The 20,134-nt window shown below is 42.5% G+C and carries 18 protein-coding genes and 1 riboswitch; of the genes, 8 read left to right on the forward strand and 10 right to left on the reverse strand.

Going from position 1 to position 20,134, the window contains the following annotated elements; all coding sequences use genetic code 11:
- Nucleotides 1-51 precede the first annotated feature (51 nt).
- Nucleotides 52-663 (reverse strand): guanylate kinase, encoded by a 612-nt coding sequence (gene gmk, locus GT348_RS08080; protein WP_160619262.1) that lies wholly within the window; start codon nucleotides 661-663, stop codon nucleotides 52-54.
- A gap of 414 nt (nucleotides 664-1,077) precedes the next feature.
- On the opposite strand from gmk, the gene pqqB reads away from it, so the two are divergent.
- The 4 genes from pqqB to pqqE are packed head-to-tail and all read left to right on the forward strand — an operon-like array spanning nucleotide 1,078 to nucleotide 4,098.
- The gene (pqqB, locus tag GT348_RS08090; protein WP_160619263.1) at nucleotides 1,078-1,992 is read left to right on the forward strand and encodes a pyrroloquinoline quinone biosynthesis protein PqqB; all 915 of its coding nucleotides are present in this window, start codon (nucleotides 1,078-1,080) and stop codon (nucleotides 1,990-1,992) included.
- Entirely contained in the window at nucleotides 1,989-2,720 is a 732-nt protein-coding gene (pqqC, locus tag GT348_RS08095; RefSeq protein ID WP_160619264.1) for a pyrroloquinoline-quinone synthase PqqC, read from the forward strand. The genes pqqB and pqqC overlap by 4 nt, the downstream gene beginning before the upstream one ends.
- A 2-nt stretch (nucleotides 2,721-2,722) precedes the next feature.
- Entirely contained in the window at nucleotides 2,723-2,995 is a 273-nt protein-coding gene (gene pqqD / locus GT348_RS08100; protein WP_160619265.1) for a pyrroloquinoline quinone biosynthesis peptide chaperone PqqD, read from the forward strand.
- On the forward strand, nucleotides 2,992-4,098 hold the full coding sequence (gene pqqE / locus GT348_RS08105; protein ID WP_236646480.1) for a pyrroloquinoline quinone biosynthesis protein PqqE: 1,107 nt from the start codon (nucleotides 2,992-2,994) through the stop codon (nucleotides 4,096-4,098). Before pqqD ends, pqqE begins: the two co-directional genes overlap by 4 nt.
- Here the strand turns inward: pqqE and GT348_RS08110 are convergent.
- The 9 genes from GT348_RS08110 to GT348_RS08150 all read right to left on the reverse strand — a co-directional run bounded on the left by GT348_RS08110 (nucleotide 4,085) and on the right by GT348_RS08150 (nucleotide 13,104).
- Nucleotides 4,085-5,074, reverse strand: a complete 990-nt coding sequence (locus GT348_RS08110) for a glycosyltransferase family 8 protein (RefSeq protein WP_160619266.1) — start codon at nucleotides 5,072-5,074, stop codon at nucleotides 4,085-4,087. The genes pqqE and GT348_RS08110 overlap by 14 nt on opposite strands.
- 11 nt (nucleotides 5,075-5,085) lie before the next feature.
- Nucleotides 5,086-5,934, reverse strand: coding sequence for a DUF4422 domain-containing protein (locus GT348_RS08115; RefSeq protein WP_160619267.1), 849 nt, complete (start codon nucleotides 5,932-5,934; stop codon nucleotides 5,086-5,088).
- Between the two features lie 83 nt (nucleotides 5,935-6,017).
- The gene (locus GT348_RS08120; protein WP_160619268.1) at nucleotides 6,018-7,871 is read right to left on the reverse strand and encodes a glycosyltransferase; all 1,854 of its coding nucleotides are present in this window, start codon (nucleotides 7,869-7,871) and stop codon (nucleotides 6,018-6,020) included.
- Between the two features lie 81 nt (nucleotides 7,872-7,952).
- On the reverse strand, nucleotides 7,953-8,423 hold the full coding sequence (gene ribH, locus GT348_RS08125) for a 6,7-dimethyl-8-ribityllumazine synthase (protein WP_160619269.1): 471 nt from the start codon (nucleotides 8,421-8,423) through the stop codon (nucleotides 7,953-7,955).
- Nucleotides 8,423-9,679, reverse strand: coding sequence for a 3,4-dihydroxy-2-butanone-4-phosphate synthase (gene ribB, locus GT348_RS08130; RefSeq protein WP_408865162.1), 1,257 nt, complete (start codon nucleotides 9,677-9,679; stop codon nucleotides 8,423-8,425). The genes ribH and ribB overlap by 1 nt, the downstream gene beginning before the upstream one ends.
- Nucleotides 9,676-10,326 (reverse strand): riboflavin synthase, encoded by a 651-nt coding sequence (locus tag GT348_RS08135; RefSeq protein WP_160619270.1) that lies wholly within the window; start codon nucleotides 10,324-10,326, stop codon nucleotides 9,676-9,678. Before GT348_RS08135 ends, ribB begins: the two co-directional genes overlap by 4 nt.
- A 3-nt stretch (nucleotides 10,327-10,329) precedes the next feature.
- Nucleotides 10,330-11,370, reverse strand: coding sequence for a bifunctional diaminohydroxyphosphoribosylaminopyrimidine deaminase/5-amino-6-(5-phosphoribosylamino)uracil reductase RibD (ribD, locus tag GT348_RS08140; RefSeq protein ID WP_160619271.1), 1,041 nt, complete (start codon nucleotides 11,368-11,370; stop codon nucleotides 10,330-10,332).
- Nucleotides 11,371-11,482: 112 nt separating this feature from the next.
- Nucleotides 11,483-11,643: riboswitch (FMN riboswitch) on the reverse strand.
- 141 nt (nucleotides 11,644-11,784) lie between these two features.
- On the reverse strand, nucleotides 11,785-12,267 hold the full coding sequence (locus GT348_RS08145) for a hypothetical protein (RefSeq protein WP_160619272.1): 483 nt from the start codon (nucleotides 12,265-12,267) through the stop codon (nucleotides 11,785-11,787).
- A gap of 87 nt (nucleotides 12,268-12,354) precedes the next feature.
- Nucleotides 12,355-13,104: a Crp/Fnr family transcriptional regulator gene (locus GT348_RS08150; protein ID WP_160619273.1), complete on the reverse strand. Its 750-nt coding sequence runs from the start codon at nucleotides 13,102-13,104 to the stop codon at nucleotides 12,355-12,357.
- A gap of 186 nt (nucleotides 13,105-13,290) precedes the next feature.
- Here GT348_RS08150 and GT348_RS08155 point away from each other — a divergent pair, with 186 nt between their 5' ends.
- The 4 genes from GT348_RS08155 to GT348_RS08170 all read left to right on the forward strand — a co-directional run bounded on the left by GT348_RS08155 (nucleotide 13,291) and on the right by GT348_RS08170 (nucleotide 20,114).
- Nucleotides 13,291-14,151 (forward strand): OmpW/AlkL family protein, encoded by an 861-nt coding sequence (locus GT348_RS08155; RefSeq protein WP_160619274.1) that lies wholly within the window; start codon nucleotides 13,291-13,293, stop codon nucleotides 14,149-14,151.
- Between the two features lie 189 nt (nucleotides 14,152-14,340).
- Nucleotides 14,341-15,471, forward strand: a complete 1,131-nt coding sequence (locus GT348_RS08160) for an efflux RND transporter periplasmic adaptor subunit (RefSeq protein WP_160619275.1) — start codon at nucleotides 14,341-14,343, stop codon at nucleotides 15,469-15,471.
- Nucleotides 15,472-15,492: 21 nt separating this feature from the next.
- Complete coding sequence (locus GT348_RS08165) at nucleotides 15,493-18,594, forward strand: efflux RND transporter permease subunit (RefSeq protein WP_160619276.1); 3,102 nt, start codon at nucleotides 15,493-15,495, stop codon at nucleotides 18,592-18,594.
- Complete coding sequence (locus GT348_RS08170; RefSeq protein ID WP_236646481.1) at nucleotides 18,591-20,114, forward strand: efflux transporter outer membrane subunit; 1,524 nt, start codon at nucleotides 18,591-18,593, stop codon at nucleotides 20,112-20,114. Before GT348_RS08165 ends, GT348_RS08170 begins: the two co-directional genes overlap by 4 nt.
- Nucleotides 20,115-20,134 lie beyond the last annotated feature (20 nt).

Below are 20,134 nucleotides of genomic sequence, written 5' to 3' on the forward strand. Positions count from 1 at the left end.
CTCTTATATATCATGACTTAGACAAAGGGGGCCAGAGTAAGAAAAAGCTTATTAAAGAAAAGTCTTTGCCATGGAGCAGCGTTCTGTCGCTAAACGCGAGGCCATAAGAACAGAACGAGCCTCTTCTATTGCTTTTTCAAGCTCCTGATTGACCACAACATAATCAAATTCTGACCAATGAGAGATTTCATCTTCTGCTGCCATCATACGTTTTGCAATTTCTTCTTCACTATCAGATTGCCGCCCTCTGAGACGCGACTCAAGAACATCTAATGAAGGTGGAAGTATAAATAGCCCAACAACGTCTTCCGGTAAGGCTTTTTTCATTAAACGAAAACCCTGCCAGTCAATGTCCAAAATAACATCCTTGCCTTGGGCTAAAGCCTTCTCAATAGGGGCACGCGGAGTCCCATAGCCCCGGCCAAAAACCTCAGCCCATTCTAAAAGCTCGCCATTTTCTGCCATTTGACGAAATGTTGCTAAATCACGAAAATAATAATGCTCGCCTTCTTTCTCCCCTGGGCGGGGGGACCGTGTTGTAACAGAAACCGAGGTGAATAAATTATTATCGGTATCTCTCAAAGCCTGAGCTATTGTTGATTTACCGGCTCCTGATGGTGCGGCAATAACTAAACATACCCCACGGCGGAAGCTCTGGCTCATATCACCCTCTCTCAATAGTGAATTTGGCAAAAAATGACTTAATTATTCACTGGTCCTAAAAGAACATATCGTGAAGCGCCAGTGAAATCGCTCACAACACTGTGTGAATCTGCATTTTTAGGTGAATATTTTTTTTATTTCGATTAACATCTATGTAAGACTATGTTGGATTAACAGAGTCTTCTGTGAGACCTTATCGACCTTAAGGAAGCATGACCATGGCTTGGAATACACCTAAAGTAACAGAAATCCCCTAGGCGGAGAAATTAACTCTTACGTCTGTGGTGAGAAAAAATAATAGATCATCCCCCATTTAGAGGGGAACGGCTGCTCCCCAGAGGGGCAGCCGTTTTCTTTATTTGCCCCTGGCTTTTTCATTAATTGACATATAGGGGCCTGTTTAGAGGAACCTGTATGATAAAGGTCATTATCCTGGGAGCATCTGCTGGTGGAGGCTTTCCGCAGTGGAATTCGGCAGCGCCGGCCTGTTTGAAGGCCCATCAGGGAGTAGGCGCCAAAGCGCGAACACAAGCCTCCATTGCCGTAAGTGCTGATGGGGAAAACTGGTTTTTACTCAATGCCTCGCCCGATTTGCGGCAACAAATTCTCTCTACACCAGCCTTACATCATAAAGGCTCATTACGGGGAACACCCATTCAGGGCGTGATTCTCACAAATGCTGAGATTGATGCAGTGATTGGCCTTTTGACAATGAGGGAAAGAGAGCCTTTTACCCTCATGGGAAGTGCCTCTACTTTAAGGCAGCTTGATGCCAATCCAATCTTTGAAGCACTTGACCGTGAAATTGTTACACGCAGAGTTCTGCCTCTTCAGCATCCTTTCCCGCTAGCCTGCAAAAACGGAATCTCTTCTGGTCTGACATTAGAAGCCTTTACAGTGCCGGGAAAAGCACCGCTTTATGCTGAAAAAGAAGGAACACGGTCCGACGATACGCTGGGCATTTCTATCTCAGACGGGAACAAAACCCTGATCTTTATTCCAGGATGTGCCGAAATTACGCCTGAAATTGTGGACCGGGTTGCAAAAGCTGATCTGGTCTTTTTTGATGGTACATTATGGCAGGATGATGAGATGATCCGTGCAGGGTTAAGCCCTAAGACAGGCCATAGAATGGGCCATGTATCTGTCAATGGAGAGGACGGTCCGCTTCGTCATTTGGCAAATTGCACCATACCTCAAAAAGTTTTTATTCATATCAATAATTCCAACCCGATATTACTTGAAAATAGTCAGGAACGTCAGGCTGTTGAGCAAGCGGGCTGGATCGTTGCCGAAGACGGCATGACATTTCAGCTGGAGGTCGCATGACAAACCCTCTTACCCCTGATGCACTTGAAGCAGAACTTCGTAAAATTGGTGCAGAGCGCTATCACAACAGGCACCCCCTGCACAAAGCCATGTATGCTGGAAATTTAACAAAAGGTCAGCTTCAGGCCTGGGCACTGAATCGCTATTATTATCAGGCGATGATTCCTGTGAAAGATGCTCTTTTATTAGCGCGGCTTCCTACACCTGAATTACGCCGCGAATGGCGACGTCGTATCGAGGATCACGATGGGCATGAACCCAATACAGGCGGGATTGCACGCTGGTTTAAACTAACAGATGGGTTGGGACTGGACCGTGATTATGTCATGAGCCTCAAAGGTCTTTTACCTGCAACACGCTTTGCTGTTGAGGCTTATGTTCATTTTGTGCGTGATCGCTCGCTTTTAGCAGCTATTGCTTCTTCTCTAACTGAGCTTTTCTCTCCAACAATCATTCCCGAACGTATGGAGGGCATGCTCAAAAATTACGATTTCATTTCTGAAGACACAATGGCTTATTTCAAGCCCCGCCTCACTCAGGCTCCGCGTGATTCAGAATTTGCTCTTTCTTATGTTAAAGAACATGCAACAACCATTGAACAGCAACAAGAGGTGCTGCAAGCTTTGGAATTTAAATGTTCTGTCTTATGGACCCTTTTAGATGCTCTCGATTACGCTTATGTAGAAGGGAACATCCCTCCTGGGGCCTTTGTACCGGACAGATCATAATTATGCTTACTGAGAGTTGCTGCTTAAAATTTACGCGTGGTCATCGTCTTCAACACGATAAAGTGCGTGATTTATGGTTAATCCAGGCCCCTGAAAAGGCTTTTATTGCTGATAATATTGCCGCGGCAACTCTCAATTTAATTGATGGTGAAAGAAGCATTGCTGATATCATCAATCAGCTTGCCCTAGAATATCAAGCCCCAAGAGACATCATCACCAAAGATGTATTATCTTTGCTCTCTGATCTGCACAGCAAAGGAATATTATCGCAATGAGCTATAGTCCTTCGCCATTGGGGCCAGTTCCACCGCCTATGAGCCTATTGGCTGAGATTACCCACAGATGCCCTTTATCCTGCCCTTATTGCTCTAATCCGCTTGAACTTGAACGTAAGGCACAGGAGCTTTCAACTGAAAGCTGGAAACGTGTTTTAAACGAGGCAGCAGAACTTGGTATTTTGCAGGTGCATTTTTCCGGCGGTGAGCCTATGGCAAGGCCAGATTTGCCCGAACTTATTGCTCATGCACGAAGTCTCAACCTCTATACAAATCTTATTACCTCAGGGGTTTTATTAACTGATGAGGCTATGGATATCCTTGATAAAGCTGGACTAGACCACATTCAGCTTTCCTTTCAAGATAGCCGGGCCAAAGAAGCAGACATGATGAGTGGTTTTACAAACGTACAACCACGAAAACTTGAAGCAGCAAAGCGTATTCATCGAGCAGGTTTGCCCCTTACTTTAAATTTTATTCTTCATAGAGGTAATATTGAGCAATTACCCGACATGTTTGACCTTGCTCGTGAATTAAAGGCCATACGTGTAGAAATGGCCAATGTTCAATATTATGGATGGGCATTAGAAAATAGAGCCGCTTTACTTCCAAGCCTGCCCCAACTTGAAGCCGCGCAAATAATAATTGACCGTGAACTTGCTAAAGGCGGGTTGGCCATTGATTACGTAACACCAGATTATTACGCCACAAGACCTAAACCTTGCATGGGTGGATGGGGGCGCCGTTTTTTAAATATTAGCCCTTCTGGCCGTGTTTTACCCTGCCATGCTGCTGAAACAATCCCCGACCTTGTTTTTGATAATGTAGAAGAAAAACCCCTTAAAGAGATTTGGGAAAATGGTTCTGCCTTCCAACTCTTTCGCGGAACAGAATGGATGCCAGAACCATGCGCAAGCTGTGATCGCAAAGAAATAGACTGGGGCGGTTGCCGATGCCAGGCTTTAGCCCTGACAGGCAAAGCTCAGAATACTGACCCTGTATGTAGCCTATCGCCCCATCATAATATTATCGAAAAAGCCTTATCAGAAGCTAACGAAGAGCAGGAAACGTCTTTGATTTATCGCCGCTTTAGAACTTCATAGATTTGAAGGTTTGCTTCAAGGCAAGCCACTTACTGCGGGCATGGATATGATGAATCTTCTTTCCAGAAGCTACAGCGAACGTCCCTGCTCGCCACGTAAAAACATTATTCCAGATACAAAACCGTTGTTCTATTGATGGTTTAAACTGAATATTTTGAGCTCTATAGCGCCAATAAAGCCGTTTAAAAGGATTAAAACAGTTACGCTTCCATGGTTTGCGATCTTCAATAAAATGTATAATCCCCGGATTATTTAAGCTAAATATGAGTTCATCTCGCGGAAAATCATTATTTTCTTCATCAAGTAGATCTTTTGGCAATCTTGGCCAAAAATAATAAAGCAACCCTGGAACATTCCAGCGCAAAGGAAGCTGTAAAATTTTGTTATGAAAAGCTAAATTAAGAATATCTTGGTCGTGATATTTTACTTTATCTTTATGTTCATAAAACACTTTGGCAAAATAACTTGATAAACGACCATAGCGTTTCTGTGCCAGCTCCAAATCTAACAACATAACACCGCTATTTATATAAAGACCGTCTGAAGCTCTTCCAAAAAGCCGTTTGTCATTTCCTACGGAATAAATATCTGGTATTGCCCCAATAACATGATCATGAAGATCGATATTCCATAACTCAACAATGTCATCACAAACTAAAATGTCTGTATCTAAATATATTATTCTATGCACATTATCTGGCAAAACATCCTGAACTAACAGGCGATTATAGGCGCTTTTTGTCAAATAATTATCTTCTAACTCTAGATTATCTAAAAAACAGCTATCTATCTTTAAAAAACTTACGCTCACTCTTTCAGAAAAATTACGACTAATTTCATTTATCTTTGATAATGGTAAATCGCTCCCGTAAATAACAAAAATATTAATATCTTTATGATTGCTGGTATGTGCCAATATAGAGTTTATAACACTATAAGCATGTTGAGCATAACCATTACGATTATCAAACGACATAACTACATTTATCACGCCCCATAAAGAACTTTTTTTGGAGAAGTGTAGCGTATAATTTTTTCTTTTCTCAGAACTGACTTAACAATATTTCGTGAATTCAGATCGTTAGAAATACGCAAATAGTCGCTTACATATATGGCAGGAGCTGAAAAGCTTAATGATTCTATATTGCCATTAGTAAAATAAGTCGTAAATAATATTAATGATAGTAAATAATAATCAACATACTCATCTTGATAACTAGAAAAACTTATTTTTTCCAACAAACCAAACAAAAACTCACAATATTCATTAAGCAAATTCCGTTGCAGAAAAAAAACATTGCAAGGTATCAGAGTTTTCCCATTTAGAACGTCATCAAAGCTTGCATAAAATTCTGGATATGCTTTTTTTATAAGCTCAGAAAGCTGCTTTAAACTCCTGTCCTTTCCAGTTTTTCTTTTATAGAAAGACGCAATCGTATCACCATCCTGAACAACAGAAATGTCTTCTAACGCGTATAATCTAGGTATAAAATTTTCACTAACTTTAATGACAGAAAGGAGATCATTTTCTCTCCATTTAAAGGACCGACTGTCACTTTGCGTTATGCCTGCCTTTGCAATATCCTTATCATACTCTCTACCTGCCAGAGATAAAAACACATCATTGTAAGAAAAACCAACATAGTCACATTGATTATGCTTCCATACGGCATATAGCTGGTCCAAAAAGCCTCTTGAGGTCTTTAAATGATGAAAAAATCCTTCGTTATGTCCTGCTTCTGATTTCACCCACTCTTGCGGAATAGAGTTAAATAAATCTCTCTTAATGATAGATGCCTCTTTTTCAAATGGCAGGTAAATACAGGCAGTTACCATAAATAAAGAATTCCCAATTTTTTATAAAAGCCTCATAAGAGGCTTTCATCATTATGTTACTAGTGTGAAAATTTGAACCGCTTTTATTTCTTTTGAAAAAACAAAGCCTTTTTAAAGCTTTTCACGTAACTACGTAGCGGGATAACGTAAAACTGTTTTCCTAAAAACAAACACGCAACGCCGTTACAGACCAAAAGAAAATAATTAACCCGACAGATACGCTGTACTATAGAAATTTTCACGTCTGTATGTTTTGCCCTATAGTGCCAATAAAGCTCTTTTACAGGCGTGAGACAATTTTGCTTCCATGGTTTCCGGCGGCCAATAAAATGAATGATTGCTGGGTCATTAAAGGCACTTTGCTGCATTTCAGGCAAAGTTTCATAATCTGGATGATCAATGATATCCTTAGGAAGGCGCGGTTGGAAAAAATATGAAAGGCCAGGAATATTCCAACGCAACGGAATATTATAAATATCGCCTTCAAAAGCAATATTAAGTATGTCCTGATCGTGGTAACCAATCCTATTTTGATGTTTGTAAAAAACTTCAGCAAAATAATATGAGAGCTGGCCATAGCGTTTTTCAGCCAAAACAAGGTCAAGAATAAGCACACCTGAATTGACGTAAATATTTTCATTTTTCTGATCAGAGAGGCGGTTTCTAAGCTCTTTTCCCTGACAGTCCTCTACGCCTCCCATAACATGGCCTTGTAGATCTATATTCCATAGATCCACAATATCATCACATACGACCAGATCTGTATCTAAGTAAATTATCCGATCTACCCCTCTGGGTAAGATCTCTTGAACAAATAATCTATAATAAGCGCTTTGTGTTAAATGGTTGCCCGTAGGTGGGAGTTGGTCTGCAAAATCATTATTAATTTCTTTGAAAATCAAGTTTAATTTTTTATCATAATAGGCCTGCATTTCTTTCCTTTTTTCAAAAGAAAGAGCATTGCCATGTATGATATATAGATCAATATCGTCGCAATTTTGAGTATGGGCTAATATTGAATTTATAACACTAATGGCATGAGGCGCATAAATATCGTCAAATGACATGACAATATTTATTTTATCTCCATATTTAATATCTTTTTTCTTCTTTTTTATTATATCACTTTCTCTTTTTATAACAGTTTTTATAATATCCTTCGCATTTATTGATAAATTACGTGGGTCAACACAAACTAATGGTAGATTAACAAGTTTTTTTGACTCCTTATCTGCCGAAAGGCTATTAAAATATATTGTGCTTAAGACTAGTGATAAAAAATTATAATCATAATTTTCTGCTGTGTGATTTGGTGATTTATTTTTAATTTTCTTTAAAACATCAAACAAGAATGTACAGTAATCATCAAATATATCTTTCTCTAATAAGAAAAATAAACCTGGCAAAATAAGATCACCATAACAAACATTAAGAGCATTTATGTATAAATCAGTATATTCTTCTTTTATGATAGAAATTATATTGGCAATATTATCTGTGTTGCCTATGCGTTTTTCGTAAAATGAGCTCACATTATCCTCATGAGCGCTCATTGATACTTTGTTTAATGGATATAGATTAGGTATAAAGACATCGCCTCTTTGTATGACAGAAGGCATATCTTTTTGCCGCCATTTATAAGACCGGCATATGTTATTATTTATGCGCGGTATTCTTAAATCTGTATCACTCTTTCTTTCGGTAAAAGAGAGATATAAATTATTGTAAGAAAATCCAATATAATCCTGCTGACTATTTTTCCATACCGCATAAAGCTCAAATAGAAAGCTCTGCGACTGTACAAGGTCACAAAGCAAACTATCTTCGTTAAGCGCGCTTTTCTGCCGCCATTCTGGAGGAATTTGTTTAAATAGGTCACTTTTAATAAAAGACTCTGATTTAGAAGATGTAACGAAAACACTTACATTAGCCGTCATTAATACGAGACCTTTTTCTTAAAATTTACCTCTTCTAAACAAATTCACGCTGCCGATAAACCTATCTAGACAAGTATGGCCTTAAATGTATCTTAAAAAAGAAATAGTTTCCACACATGCAGCCGCAGCCTCACGGCCTTTATTATGTGCATCTTTGCGAGAACGCACTACAGCTTGCTCGTCAGTATAGGTTGTGAGAATTCCAAAGGAGATAGGCGTATTTGTAGTTAGCTGAGCTTGCATAATTCCCATAGTCGCGCCCAGTGAGATAAACTCAAAATGAGCAGTATCACCTTTGATGACACAGCCCAAACAGATAATGCCTTCATATTTACCTGTTTTAGCCAGAGATTGTGCCATGAGAGGCAGCTCAAATGCACCAGGTGCATCATAAATATCTGCCGCTTCCATACCACGTTCCTGTAACCATTCCAAAGCCCCATCCCTAAGGCCATGTGTTACATCTGTATTAAACCGACTAACCAGAATAGCCAGTTTAGGGGCAGGTGTAAGGCGTAATCCCTCTGGGGCTGTAGCAATATGGCGACTCATTATAATGTTTCCTGCAAAAAATGTCCCATCCGAGTGCGTTTGGTTTCGAGATAGTGACGGTTAAAAGGATTAATGGTTGTAATCAAACGTTCTGATGAGACGACATTAATACCAAGCTCATTTAATCCATGAAGCTTTGAAGGGTTATTTGTGAGCAAAATACAGCCCTTAACCCCTAATGAATTTAAAATATCTTTTGCAACGCTCCAATTTCGAGCATCAACAGGTAAGCCAAGCTCTTTATTAGCTTCTAATGTATCAAAACCCTGATCCTGTAACTCATAGGCACGGATTTTATTAACCAGGCCAATGCCACGTCCCTCATGACCACGGAGATAAACCAAAACCCCACTTTCTGCTTCTTTAATACGTCGCAAAGCCTCCTGAAGCTGAGGGCCACAGTCACAGCGTAACGATCCTAAAGCATCACCTGTAACGCATTCAGAGTGCACTCTTACTAAAGTCGTACCTTTAGAAGGGTCACCTTTGACTAACGCAATATGCTCCACACCGCTTTCATCTTTAAAAGCATGTATTTTCAGCTCGTCCCCACCATATAGACTTGGCAAGTCTGCTATCGCTAACGACGATAAGTTCGGTGTAGATATGTCCTCGGCCAAGGCTTTTACAGGCTGATTACCATTTTGGCTGATCCATTCTTTAAGAGCAGCAATCGAGATAATCGGTAAATTATGCTGGGCAGCATAAACACGCAGTTCAGGCAAGCGCATCATCGTGCCGTCTTTGGCCATGATTTCACATATAACACCAGCAGGATTTAATCCGGCAAGGCGCATAAGATCAACAGCACCCTCTGTATGACCCTCCCTTGCTAAAACCCCATCAGGATGTGCCCTTAAAGGAAACATATGGCCAGGAGAAATAACATCTTGCGGCTGAGCATCAGGATGAGAGGCCGCCAAAACTGTGCGTGCACGGTCAGCAGCAGAAATCCCCGTTGAAACCCCTTCAGCAGCCTCAATTGAGACTGTAAAAGCTGTTCCTTTAGGATCCTGATTATTTGCTGTCATTTGCGGCAGCTGTAAACGCTCTATTTGAGCGGGCTCTAATGCAAGACAAATAAGACCACATCCCTCACGAGCCATAAAATTAATGATCTGTGGCGTTGTAAATTCTGCTGCGCAAATAAGGTCTCCCTCATTTTCGCGCTTTTCTTCATCAACCATTATAACCATGCGCCCGGCACGAATAGCGGTGATTGCAGCCTTTAGAGATGACGGTAGTGCAGGCACTATTTCTCTCCTTTAAAATTTAAATTTAATGTTTCAGGGGAGAAACGGCATAATGTTTCAACATATTTAGCCAAAACATCAACTTCGACATTGAGTTCAGCCCCAACTGAAAGCGTTGAAAGATCTGTATGTTCCCACGTATGAGGGATAATCATCAAATTGATTACAAACCCTTCACTACCCTCATATTGAGCTTCATCTTTGATATTATTAACAGTCAAACTAATCCCATTAAGGGTTATGGATCCTTTTTCTACGACATAACGGCGTAAACTTTGGGACAAAAACAAATCCAGGGCATAGGAGTCACCAGCCTTATTAATGGCTTGTAAAACACCCGTACCATCAACATGACCCTGAACAATATGACCCGAAAGACGTGTATTGAGAGAGACAGCACGCTCCAAATTAACTGAGCGCCCCTCAGTCAATTTTCCCAAATTCGTACGCTTTAACGTTTCACCACTAATATGAAACTGAGCGCTACCTTCGGCTGTAAAATCCTTTACAGTCAAACACACGCCATTAACAGCAACACTTTCGCCTAAAGACAGATCTTTAAAATGGCTCTTAACGACCAAGTCCATTGCCTGCTCACGAATAGAAACTTGCTGCACTTGCCCAACACATTCAATAATTCCAGAAAACATTACCTACTCTCCCCCATAGTTTTTTAATAAATTTAACGGACTCACATCCCCGTTTTCTGGATCACGCAATAAGAGCTTTTGAGAATCATCTTGCGTTCCTTCATTCTGCTGAATGGTCAGCCATTCATCCCAAAAATCATGGTCTTTAATGATCTGAAGAAGGGTAGGGCCGGCTTCGATAAGGGCCCAGTTAGCCTGATATTGTCGAAGCAAATTCTCAGCCTCTTCCAAATCAGAACAGGCTTCGACCAGAAAACCGCTTTCCTCGCGGTCTTTTTTCCAGCTTATGGGCATTTTTTTGTGGCGGTCTAATACGATCAATAAACGAGCATGACGCTCTGAATGATCTTCAACATGCCGCACGGTAAAAGAGGGGTCATCAGCTAACACCGTGCCAATAGCTGTTATAACGGCGTCTGTTGCGCGCCTTAATTGATGAGCCAATTTTAGAGAAGACGGCGAGGTAAATGTAACCTGACCCTGTGGCGGATACATTGTCCCATTTTTATTAAGAGCCTGCTTAACAGTAAGCCATGGCCTTTTTTTGAGGATGCGCGTCAAAAAAGGCATTAAAAGAGCATGACAGTCTTTTGCGAGATCTTCATAATCTGGCATATCTTCAAGGTAAAAGACTTGCTTGGCAGGCTCACCCTGCGTCAAAACATCTCCACCGCCTGTTGCTAAAGGGTTTGGATCTCTAAAACCAATCCACACTTCCTTAACAGGACTTTCTTTCAATTTTAAAGCACAGGGGGGGGTGCGACCATAATGTGCACAGGGCTCTAATGTTACCAAAGCAGCATAAATCTTATCAAATAAACCAGCCGCCCGGGCAGCCTCCAAAGCAACCACTTCAGCATGAGACTCACCTGCCTTGGGATGAGCACCAACAGCTAGGATATTGCCATCTTTATCAAGCAAAGTACAACCAACAGAGGGGTTAGGTGCAGTTGCACCCACAGTACGGGCAGCAAGGCTTAATGCACGCTTAAACCCATGTCTCACCGCCTCAGAAGGCAAAATTGATAAAGATTGTGTTTTCACTAGAAACGCACAGCCCCCTTATATAAACATTACAGGGCGGTACGCTTCCTCACACTGCAAAGCTAAAGAGCAAACAGCACATCGTACTGCCTCTCTGCTATGCAGGGCATAAAAGCGTTCTCTCTCATCCGGACTATAACCGTCGGCCTCGGAATCTCACCGAAGTCTGCTAGACCTCTATAAAACTAGGCTTTATAGAGCGCTCGCGGGCTAAGCAGCTTTTAGGCTGCCATTACCGCCGGTAGGGAATTCCACCCCGCCCCGAGAACGTTTTTCAAATTGTTAAAATTAATATGTGCTCAACATCTTAAAAGTGCAAGAGGCTGTCTCTCATTCTTGGAGAGACAGCCTCTATTTTTTCACCACTTCAGCATTTCTACTTTTAAAAAGAAACGCTTTTAGATGGCAGCAATATTATAAACCACCATGCAAGAGATTATGCACATCTGAGCGTGTACGATCTCCCGATTGTTTTAGTCTCTGAAGATCTTCTTTTTGCTGATCTTTGAGTTTTTGAAGTTTCTCAGCACGCTCTGCACGCTGCTCTTTAAAGCGGTCTAATTTGCCACGTAGCTTTTTCTCATTGTCACCACGCATATTTTGTAGTTTTTCACGTTGCTGATCTATACGCTTCTGAAGCTTCTCACGCGTATTCTGAGGAGCATTTTCATATTTATCGCGCAGATCCTTGAGCTTCTGTTCCTGGCGTTGACGGTTTTCTTGATATTTATTCAATTTGTTATCAAGACCAGAATTTAAACAATCCTGCTTGTTAGCCATACGATGCAGGAGAGTACCCCCTTTGTCATCACAGGAAGAACTTGCCGCATGAGCATGTGGTAATAATGCAAAAGAAGAGGTTAATAACGCAGCTGAAAATAGTAAATGTAATTTCATAAAATTATCCTTCATTTTATTCTGACACCACGTTTTTAACAAAACACAGATTTATAACATAAAAAAGGCAATTTATTTTAAGAAAAGTTAATTATTACCTTCAGAAATAAACTTTAAACGCACTGTATTTAGGAGTGTTACAGTCTTTACATCCTGAATTTTAATAAGCCCCTCAGCCTTAAATATTTTTAAGGTACGACTCACCGTCTCAATCGTTAGCCCCAGATAATCAGCAATATCACTTCGCGACATGGGTAGAAAAAGCGATATGACAGGAGGGATACTTAAATTTTTTCTCTGATTGAGAGCTTCTTCAAGCCCATCTTCAGAACAGCAGGCCTGTTCTATAAAAAATGAGGCGAGCCTCTCTCTTGCCGATTTACGCCCGAGCAGAACAAGACGAGCCTGCATTTTAACAAGCTCACGTGACGCCTCCGCACGGAGACGCTTTTGAAGATGGGGAAATTGCTCTGTAAGATGATCCATAGTCTCATAAGCAAAGCGGCAGAGTTTAATATCACCCAAGGCTTCAGCACTAAAGGCATATCGTTCCGAAGCAGCGAGTCCCAAGAAATCTCCAGTTGCGACAAAACCGGAAATCTGCCGGCGACCATCAGAGAAAAGATTAAATAACTTAGCTCGCCCTTCAGCAATTACGTAAAATGCCTGAGCAGACTCCCCCTCTTCAATAAAAATACGTCCTGAAGGCAAATGTAAACGCGATGAAGCCGCTAACAGCCTCGGAAGATCTTTTTCTTCAATAGCATTACAAATACTTTTCGTACGCCCACAACAATAAGTGCAATCCCTCACAGGAATTCCATCGAGCGCCACCATGCTCTTCTCCCTTTCAAAAAGAAGAAACGAACTAAAAATATACGTTTTATTAACCAGTGCAAAAAAGCAACATTTAACAACTATTAGCTATTTTGCTCCGGTTTTTGATCTACATCAAGGTTAGGACATAAATAAATGTGGTCTGACGTGATCAACTTATTTTGCTTGATTAGGGTCTTTACGCATATGCAACGCGGAACTTTAAAAACATCGATCATGGCTTTAGGCCTTTTGGCAGGTTCAGCATACGCTCAAACACCTGCCGCCACTGTTGCAACAATGCCTCAGCAAACACAGGGTACTGTAACAGCAACATCTCCATATCAAGCAGCTCCTGATGCAACGGTCCATCTTTCTGCACCTAAAAGTCAGAGCTGTGGCATTTTTGAGACATGTGAGAATACAAAAATTGGTCTTGGTAAAGGCGATTTTTTAATCCGTCTATCTGCTCTTGGTGTTATTACAAATAATACCAGCTCATCAGTTAACATTAAAGGCGGTCCAGCAGCTGGTAACCAGGGTCATATTACAGCAACAAACCAGGTTGCTCCTGAATTTACCTTTGAATATTTCTTTACTGATAATATTTCTCTCGACCTGATCGCTGCTTCTACCCGTCACGAAGCAAAAGCCCACAATACCTCAGCTCAGGCTCTCCTTAAAAATGGTGATCTAGGTAGCTTCTGGGTCCTTCCTCCTACCTTAACTGTTGCATGGCATTTCCGTCCCCACAAACGCTTTAACCCTTATTTGGGCGTTGGTTTAACAGTGGCATTCTTCCATAATGCAAGCCCCGCACAGCCAAATGCCAGCCTGAGACTTTTTGACCATTTAAAACCTCAAACAACAGTTGGGCCAAGCTTCAATGCTGGCTTTGACTATCAAGTGGTTGGTAACTGGTTCTTCAACATGGATGTTAAGCAAATTCTGCTTCATACACCCATTTACGTAAATCATCGCGACAACCCAACAACAGGTGGTCGTATTCACGCTCGTGATAGCATCAACCCAACGACTGTATCTGCCGGTATTGAATATCGCTTCTAAATTAATCCACTTTAGAAAAAACGCTCTAGAGCGGGAAGGAGGTTACTCTCTTCCCGCTTTTTTTTCATTCTTTCCAAGTACTAATGTTTTTTTAAGATCTTCTTAGGTCTCATTAGCGTGACAGATCGTTACGATTATGGCAGAAAACGACTTCTTCTAACCGGCTGACAGAAAGTGGAATCGTTTGCTATGGTTGGTTCCCGTTCCCTGGCTAAAGCTTTTGGCCTCTTCATACTCGTTATATTGTGCTTATGGGGCCTGTGGCGTGTAATTCAACGTCCTACTTTGCCAGCCCCCTCTGCACCCATGATTACCCGAGTCGGTACAGCCTTACATGTCAGGGCGGACAGCTCCTTAAGTAAGCGCCTTATTGTTGAGCCTGTTATTGTAGCAACGCTACCTCACCTTATTGAAGTCCCTGCTGAGCTAACGCCAGCCCCGGGACATGATGTCAATATTTACTCACCTGTCACAGGCCGGATAATCAATATCGCTGTACAACCAGGTCAGACTGTTCAAAAAGGCGAAATATTAGCCAGAGTTCTTTCTGGAGATCTTGCCCAAGCCAGGTCAGACCAGAAAAAAGCCCAGGCAGCCCTTAACTTTGCACGCCTTACTTATAACCGCACGAAAGCCGTCATGGCCGCTGGCGGAAATGCTGTAAAAGATATGCAGTCGGCTCATAATGACCTTATTCAGGCAGAGGCAGAAGCAAACCGGGCACAACAGCATTTAGAAGCTATTGGTGAAGGGCGTAATGACGATGCAGCCCATCATGGCCTTCTTATTACGTCACCTGTCAATGGCGTCATTTCCAGTGTTAATATTGGAAAAGGGCAGCAAATTACTGATATTTCCAATGCCCTGATGAGTGTCGTTGATTTGAGTGATGTTTGGGTTTCAGCGCATGTGCCAGAAAATCTTATTCCACAGCTTCGCCCTAATATGACTTTAACTGCTAATTTCGATGGTCAAACATGTTCTGGTCCTGTAACGAGCCAGAGCCCCGTCTTACATAATGATACACGCCGCATCGACCTCTATTTACGCTGCGCCAATCCCGATAATAATTTGCGCCCAGGACAATTTACCACAGCATCTATCAGTGTGCCTGAGCGCCAGCAGATCTTATTACCCAAAACGGCCCTTGTCATGAATAATGACGCCGTTACCGTTATGGTAGAAACAGCCCCTCATGTTTATAGGCGACGCCAGATTGAGATTAGCTACGATGAAGGGCCAAATGTACGCGTTATAAGTGGTTTGAAGGCTGGAGAGCATGTCATCACACATGGCGCCATCCTGCTCAATGATAATTAATAAAAGCTGACGGAGCATATCATGCACATTGAAGCTTTTATTTCCTGGTGCTTTGCACGCCGTAATCTCGTTTCTTTTTTGTCTGTGCTTATTGCCCTTCTCGGCATTATAGCATGGAAGCAGCTCCCTATTGAGGCCTATCCCGACCTGGGGCCCATTAGCGTGCAGGTAACCACGCAAATGCCTGGCCTCGCTGCCGAAGAAATGGAACAACAGGTTACAACCCCTGTGGAGCGCGCTCTAGCCAGTGTCCCCAACGTTGTAGAGAGCCGTTCAACAAGTACCTTTGGTCTATCTCTTGTTACGCTCGTCTTTAAAGACGGCACAGATATTTACTTGGCTCGGCAGCAGGTTCTTGCTGAGCTTTCCAGTCTCGATCTCACAAATGGAGGAGAGCCTGCATTGGGGCCTGTCTCAGGTCCGAGTGGAGAAATTTATCGTTATACTTTGGAATCTGATGACCAAGACCTTATGGCTTTATCAGATGCCCAAAAATGGATTGTCATTCCGGCCCTAAAACAGGTGCCAGGTATTGTTAATATTGATAATTTTGGCGGCTTCACACGTGAATACCAGCTTATTATCGATCCAAACGCCCTTATTCGTTATAATATTAGCCTTGAAGATGTCATAGCTGCCGTAAAAAACAGCAATTCCAATGCTGGTGGTGGACGCATCAGCCGAGGAGAACAATCTTATATTATTCGCGGTGTTGGTCTCATTCATTCTCTAGAAGATATGAATGAAATAGTCGTCACACATCATAATAATGTTCCTATTCTTCTGAAACAGCTTGGTCACATAGAATTTGGGCACCAGGTTCGTGAAGGGCTATTAGGTAAGGACGGAAATCCAGATACACTTGAAGGTGTTGTTACGGCCCTTCGTGGCTCTAACCCTTCCCAAGTTCTCAATAATCTTCATCAAACAGTTGATAAGCTGCAAAAACGCTTAGCTCCGCTTCATATGCGCATTGTTCCCTATCTTGATAGGGACAATTTGGTTCACGCCACCACTGAGAAGGTCGGTGAGACTATGACAGAGGGTATCACCCTCGTTCTCGTCATTCTTACTTTCTTCCTGGGGTCTCCACGTTGTGCGGCTGTCACAGCTGTCACGATTCCTTTTGCGCTCGCTGTGGCCTTCATACTCATGCGTGCATGCGGAATGGCTGCCAATCTGTTTTCTCTCGGCGCAATAGATTTTGGTGTTATCGTCGATGGCGCCATTGTTATTACAGAAGTTATTTTACGCCTGAGAGAAGAAGAACCTGGCAAACCACTCGACCCAGAGCATGTTCTCAAAATCACTCGCCGTGCCGGGCGCGCTATTTTTGCCTCAACCCTAATCATTATTCTTGCTTACAGCCCCTTATTTGCTTTTGATGGGATGGAAGGAAAATTATTCCGTCCCATGGCCTTTACGGTAAGCTTTGCCCTTTTGGGGGCGCTCCTTTGCGCTTTGTCCCTTACCCCCATATTAACTTATCTTGGTTTGCACAAACCACGCCACATCTGGCGCAACAAACCTTTAGAATGGTTGATAGAGCGTTATAAAAACGGGCTTAATTACTTTTTAAACCGGCCTCTCATACCGTTTGTCAGTGCGGGTGGTGCTCTTATTTTGGTTATCATCCTCGGTATGACAACAGGCAGGGAATTTTTGCCTGATCTGGATGAAGGTGCCTTATGGATCCAGGTACAAATGCCAACAGGCATTTCCCTGGAAAAAGGCCAAGAAATCTCAAATGAACTTCGTAGTGCTGTTAGAGAATTTTCTGAAACATCTTATGCCATTACGCAACTTGGTCGTTCTGATGACGGAACTGACCCCTGGACTCCTTCACATATTGAAATGCCAGTTGGGTTAAAACCATATAAATTATGGCCCAAAGGCGAAGATAAAGCTGCTTTTGTTGAAAAATTACGCAAACGCCTCAATGAAATTCCGGGCATTACATTTTCAATCAGCCAGCCTATTCAGGATAATGTGAGCGATGCTGTTGGAGGAGCGCATAGCCCTCTGGTGCTGCGTGTTTATGGAAATGACTTTAATGAGTTACGTCGTATTGGCCAGCAAATTGTAGATAATCTGTGGCAAATACCTGGAACCGTGCAGGCCTCTCTTTATCAGGAGCCTCGCATTCCCCAGATTGAAGTCCTGGCTGACCGCAAGAAAGCAGCTCGTTACGGAATCACTGTTTCTGATATTTCAGATATTGTTTCTAATGCGATTGGAGATGCACCTATCACAACCATTGTAAAAGATGGACGTGAATATAATGCAACACTTCATGTTGTGCGCAAACACCTCGATAATTTGCAAGTCATGGGCCAAATCCCGCTCATTACACCTGATGGTGCTGCTATCCCCCTATCTGAAGTAGCAAATATTCACCTTCATATGGGTGAGAGTAACATTGCCCATGAGCAGGGAGAGAGAGAACTCACCATTCAGGTCGATAATGGTGACAAACCCATGTCACAATATCTGGCAGAAGCTCAACAGCGCATAGACCAGAATGTTCATTTTGACCCTCAAAATTACCGTCTGGAATGGGCAGGAACTTTTAAACAAGCACAACATGCTCAAGTTCGCTTGGCTATTGCCCTGGCCATTATGTTTTCCGTCATGCTTGGTCTGCTTTATATAGAATTCCAAAAAATACGGCAGGCTCTTTTGATTTTGGGTGTTGTGCCATTAGCAACATTAGGCGGTCTCATTGCTCTTCATTTACGTCATGAAACGCTTAATATTGCGACAGCGGTCGGGTTTATTGCGCTCTTTGGTGTAGCAATCCAAAACGGGATTATCATGATCTCAAGTATTAATCGCTATAGACAAGATGGATATGACACTAAAGCAGCAACACTTGCTGGCGCTTCAGAACGTTTTCGCCCTGTTTTAATGACAGCGACTGTTGCCAGTGTTGGTATGCTCCCTGCAGCAATTGCAACAGGCATTGGCACAGATGTGCAGCGAGGTCTGGCAACGGTAGTCGTTGGGGGACTGGGAATTGCAACTCTTTTAACGTTATTTATCCTTCCCGTTTCTTTTTATTGCCTCGAAAACTGGTTGGAAAAAAGAGGAAACCATATCCCCAAAGAGGAGACACTGTCATGACGATGTCAAAGTACAAATATTCTCCTCTTCTCACATCTTTTCTTTTTATATCCTTATGTGGTTGTGTGATTGGCCCTAAAGGGGAAACACCACCCCTTCCTGCACATACCGATTATCGCAACACACCCCTTAAACATACCGCAGGGCAAGACAGCAAAGATTCTGCATTACGTCGTCAGGATATTATTCAGGGGCTGGATATCCCCGGTAAATGGTGGGAAGTTTTTAAAAACCCGCAACTTAATTCCCTCATTGAGCAGGCTCTTGCCAATAACCACGACCTTAAAGCAATGCAGGAAGGTTTGAAGGTTGCGTGGGAACAACGTCGTGTTGAAGGTGCTGCGCTTTATCCTACAATTTCGGCGCAGTTTATTCCATCACGCAACAAGACATCCAAGGCACTTTCAAACGTGCCTTATGAAAATCAGTGGCTTTATAATCTCCATACAGCTCAACTTAATATTGGCTATGTTCCCGACCTATGGGGAGGTGAACGTCAGGCGATCCGGGCTGCCGCTGCTCAGGCTAATATTCAACGCTTCCAACTCGAAGCAACAGCCCTCACCCTTATTAGTAATATTGTCAATGGAGCCATCACTGAAGCCAGCTTCAGGGCACAGATTGCCGCCAAACAGGCTCTTATTGCACAGCAGAAAGAAATTCTTTCAGTTACCGAAAAGCAGCAAAAACTTGGTGACCAGTCAAAGCTTGACAGCTTGATGCAACAAAATGCTTTAGCGCAACTTGAAGCAGATTTACCCCCTCTTCAACGAGATCTGGCACAAACACGCAATCAACTTGCTACCCTGGCTGGTATGACACCCAACCAAGATTTGCCCGTCTTTACACTTGATGATTTCACACTTCCCGAAAAAATGCCCTTATCGCTGCCCTCGGCTCTTTTAGAGCAACGCCCTGATATACGTGCCGCACAAGAGCAAATCCACGCAGCGGCTGCCGAAGTTGGGATTGCAATCGCTAATCGCCTCCCCAACCTACAGTTAAGTGCAATGCCGGGGCAGATTGTGGGACATATGAGCCAGATGTTTAAAACCGGTTACGGAAATTGGGACTTAATGGCGACCATTACTCAACCCATTTTCCAGGGTGGGTCGCTCCTTCATGCGCAAAGAGCTGCTAAAAAGCAACTCCATCAGGCTACTGAAACATATAAATCAACCGTACTTAGTGCCGTAGGTGACGTATCTGATAGTTTGCACGCTATCCAATATGACAGCGAAGCCCTTTTAGCAGAACAAAAATCCCTCGATACAGCTCAAAAATCTTACAAAATTGCGCTCGCAAGAAAGAAATTAGGCGATATCAGTCAGATCGAACTTTTAGCCGCACAATCCGCTGTTGCCCAGAGCCAGTTATCTTTTGTCCAGGCTAAGGCTGTTCGCTTTTCTGACAGCGTTGGGCTTTTTCAGGCTCTCGGCGGCGGATGGTGGCACCGCAATGATTTAGGCTTACCACCAGAAGAAGCAAAGAGACTATCAACTAGCCTTGCTCCCTGGTAATTTTATATAAAATGAAAGCT

Origin of the sequence: Aristophania vespae, from assembly GCF_009906835.1 — a bacterium.
Lineage (GTDB): Bacteria > Pseudomonadota > Alphaproteobacteria > Acetobacterales > Acetobacteraceae > Aristophania > Aristophania vespae.

What these genes read in the sequence shown, in the direction of transcription:
- gmk (WP_160619262.1), bottom strand. Translation starts at nt 663, where the DNA reads ATGAGCCAGAGCTTCCGCCGTGGGGTATGTTTAGTTATTGCCGCACCA.
- pqqB (WP_160619263.1), top strand. Translation starts at nt 1,078, where the DNA reads ATGATAAAGGTCATTATCCTGGGAGCATCTGCTGGTGGAGGCTTTCCG.
- pqqC (WP_160619264.1), top strand. Translation starts at nt 1,989, where the DNA reads ATGACAAACCCTCTTACCCCTGATGCACTTGAAGCAGAACTTCGTAAA.
- pqqD (WP_160619265.1), top strand. Translation starts at nt 2,723, where the DNA reads ATGCTTACTGAGAGTTGCTGCTTAAAATTTACGCGTGGTCATCGTCTT.
- pqqE (WP_236646480.1), top strand. Translation starts at nt 2,992, where the DNA reads ATGAGCTATAGTCCTTCGCCATTGGGGCCAGTTCCACCGCCTATGAGC.
- GT348_RS08110 (WP_160619266.1), bottom strand. Translation starts at nt 5,074, where the DNA reads ATGTCGTTTGATAATCGTAATGGTTATGCTCAACATGCTTATAGTGTT.
- GT348_RS08115 (WP_160619267.1), bottom strand. Translation starts at nt 5,934, where the DNA reads ATGGTAACTGCCTGTATTTACCTGCCATTTGAAAAAGAGGCATCTATC.
- GT348_RS08120 (WP_160619268.1), bottom strand. Translation starts at nt 7,871, where the DNA reads ATGACGGCTAATGTAAGTGTTTTCGTTACATCTTCTAAATCAGAGTCT.
- ribH (WP_160619269.1), bottom strand. Translation starts at nt 8,423, where the DNA reads ATGAGTCGCCATATTGCTACAGCCCCAGAGGGATTACGCCTTACACCT.
- GT348_RS08135 (WP_160619270.1), bottom strand. Translation starts at nt 10,326, where the DNA reads ATGTTTTCTGGAATTATTGAATGTGTTGGGCAAGTGCAGCAAGTTTCT.
- GT348_RS08145 (WP_160619272.1), bottom strand. Translation starts at nt 12,267, where the DNA reads ATGAAATTACATTTACTATTTTCAGCTGCGTTATTAACCTCTTCTTTT.
- GT348_RS08150 (WP_160619273.1), bottom strand. Translation starts at nt 13,104, where the DNA reads ATGGTGGCGCTCGATGGAATTCCTGTGAGGGATTGCACTTATTGTTGT.
- GT348_RS08155 (WP_160619274.1), top strand. Translation starts at nt 13,291, where the DNA reads ATGCAACGCGGAACTTTAAAAACATCGATCATGGCTTTAGGCCTTTTG.
- GT348_RS08160 (WP_160619275.1), top strand. Translation starts at nt 14,341, where the DNA reads ATGGTTGGTTCCCGTTCCCTGGCTAAAGCTTTTGGCCTCTTCATACTC.
- GT348_RS08165 (WP_160619276.1), top strand. Translation starts at nt 15,493, where the DNA reads ATGCACATTGAAGCTTTTATTTCCTGGTGCTTTGCACGCCGTAATCTC.
- GT348_RS08170 (WP_236646481.1), top strand. Translation starts at nt 18,591, where the DNA reads ATGACGATGTCAAAGTACAAATATTCTCCTCTTCTCACATCTTTTCTT.